1 protein-coding gene is annotated in these 279 nt (G+C 66.3%); it reads left to right on the forward strand.

The features are described 5' to 3' along the window. Positions 1-242: hypothetical protein (locus tag AC0L20_RS40915; RefSeq protein WP_473295811.1), on the forward strand; the 242-nt coding region annotated here is incomplete at its 5' end. Positions 243-279: the final 37 nt, after the last annotated feature.

Below are 279 nucleotides of genomic sequence, written 5' to 3' on the forward strand. Positions count from 1 at the left end.
TGACCGGGGTGCTGATCAATGGCGAGCTGCGCGTTGCCTTGCTCAAACGCAGTGACGGGCCGCCGCTCAACCTGCATCAGGGGCAGTCGCTGCCCAATGGCTGGAAGCTCGACAGCCTGACCGCCACACACGCTGAGTTCTCATCCCAAGGACGCAGCCAACGCCTGGCGCTGTATGCGCCGCGCCTGCCACCGCCTTCGACCACGCCGCCGATTTTCCTTCCACACGAGTCCACCCCGTAATGGCCAGTTCCAAAGGCGCGCCCGCCGTCGCCACCCC

It is taken from the genome of Bradyrhizobium sp. Kon58 (assembly GCF_055807455.1).